We start from the raw sequence: 1,919 nt of genomic DNA, 5'->3' as shown, positions 1-1,919 counted from the left end.
CATATGTATTTCTTCATTTGTTGAACTAATTAAATATAATGTATATACTTTATATAGTGTTTTATATTACTTAAATATTTTTTGCAATAATAAAATATTATGAAATAAAAACTGAATTTAGGTGTAGGTGATTAATAATGACATTGACAATAATCTTATTAGTTATCATTGTGATTCTTATCTTAATGTTGATAATAAATCAACGTTACATGCAAGATAGAGTAGATACTGAAGTCTACGCAAGAAATCAAATGGTTACTAAAAACTCAATCTTGAGTAGTGAAAATTTAGAATTAAAGAACCAAATGTTAAGCTCTAATAACGATGTAAGTTCTCATGCTAAACAAAATGCAAAGCATGTAATAACTAATATTCTTGAAAATTATAAAGAAGAAGGTAAATTAAAGTACTATGATATTATAACTACAAGCAACTTGGCTACGAAACACCCATTTTTCGAACATGCTAGAACGTTCGACTACATTGTAGTTTCAGATATAGGTCTTATAAATATTGATGTTAAAAATTGGAAACAAAAGACCTTTTATCATTTTGATGCACCTATTACTGATGAAATGCCAATTGAAACTAATGATGTTAATCAAATCGTAGGTCACTATATTAGTAAGCAATACCATAGTCAATTTGATTCACCACGTAGTGAAATCTATACATTTATCGAAAAAATTCAAAACAACCGCGTCGTATATGATTTTTATGACCATGATCCTTATGAACAGGCAGCTATCAATTCTAAATCATTAAAAGACGGTGTTGAAAATCATTTTAATCATAAAATACAAAGTATCGGTATAGTTTACTTTAGTGATGGTAGCGTCAATATTATTGAAGGCGCTGAAGAAAGAGAAAAATATGTAGATACTGTATCTACTAAAACATCTCTTGAAAATATCATTAAAGACGCTATAAAATTATCTAAACATCCTCTTTCAAAAGATCAAGTAACTAAAATTACTAATAGTTTTAGTAATTAATAATCAAGTATATATGTATATATTAAATAGGCGACTGGCTTATATCCACTTAAAGTGGTTTGCCAGTCGCTTTAATTTAACTCCATAAATTGAGTTTTTCTTTTTTAGCTTGTGCTTCATCTTTTTCAAAGATATGTCTATATTTACCATTTGGTGAGAAGTACTTTTCCCTTGCTAGACCTTTTTTAACTAATTTTTCATTAAACATGGTTTCTTTATCTAGCCACACGTATGCAAGCGTACGTCCATAACGATCTTCTTTTTCTTTATCATATTCCAAATAAACATCTTTCCCTGACAAATGTTTCTTACTATAATTTGAAGCTTCTTTACCATAAGGTTGTACTGGCGTATTTGGTTTTACAGTTTCAGGTGTATCAACCCCGATTAATCTAACTTTTATTTCCTTACCATTATTATTAGTAGCTACAAATGTATCCCCATCTACTACGCGTTCTATATGAACTTTTTCCTTATCATTTAGTTCACTATTCGATGATGATTGATTACCGCTACTTTTAAACGGTCCAGTGTGATTAATAAATTGAAACCCTAAAACACCGACTATTAATATTGCTACAACTATAGCACTGATAGTTTTCTTAGAACTCAAGGTTGTCACCTACTCTTATTATTCAATACTTAAACATAATATATAATATCATTTTAATCGTCAATCACTTCTTTTCTTTACAGAAAATTAAGATACCAAACCTTCATTATAGAATGAAGACTAAAAGAATATCGTGCTATAATAATAACGTTAGGAGTGAAATAAATGGACGAGCGTAATGAAAATATGATTACAATTATTGCTGCTATTATAGCTATTATTGTAGGTATTATTTTACAGATAGTTTTTAAATTGCCAATTATTGTATCAGTTGTCGTAGCAATTTTATTAGGAGTATTAGTAGGTTTCAT

Annotated in this window: 3 protein-coding genes; 2 read left to right on the top strand and 1 reads right to left on the bottom strand. The window is 28.3% G+C overall.

Annotation, left to right across the window (positions count from 1 at the left end; all coding sequences use genetic code 11):
• The first annotated feature begins 137 nt into the window (after positions 1 to 137).
• On the top strand, positions 138 to 995 hold the full coding sequence (locus tag CD147_RS11635; RefSeq protein WP_103167610.1) for a hypothetical protein: 858 nt from the start codon (positions 138 to 140) through the stop codon (positions 993 to 995).
• Between the two features lie 76 nt (positions 996 to 1,071).
• Here the strand turns inward: CD147_RS11635 and nucI are convergent, their stop codons facing one another.
• Positions 1,072 to 1,608 carry a thermonuclease NucI gene (gene nucI / locus CD147_RS11630; protein WP_103167609.1) on the bottom strand — a complete coding sequence of 179 codons (537 nt, stop codon included), beginning with the start codon at positions 1,606 to 1,608 and terminating at the stop codon, positions 1,072 to 1,074.
• Positions 1,609 to 1,773: 165 nt separating this feature from the next.
• Here nucI and CD147_RS12405 point away from each other — a divergent pair.
• Positions 1,774 to 1,919 (top strand): LapA family protein (locus CD147_RS12405; protein ID WP_142382051.1); only part of this gene is annotated, 146 nt, incomplete at its 3' end.

Origin of the sequence: Staphylococcus devriesei, from assembly GCF_002902625.1 — a bacterium.
GTDB classification, from domain to species: Bacteria; Bacillota; Bacilli; order Staphylococcales; family Staphylococcaceae; genus Staphylococcus; species Staphylococcus devriesei.
Note: the sequence above shows the minus strand (reverse complement) of the source record. Positions and strands in the feature narration are given on the sequence as shown.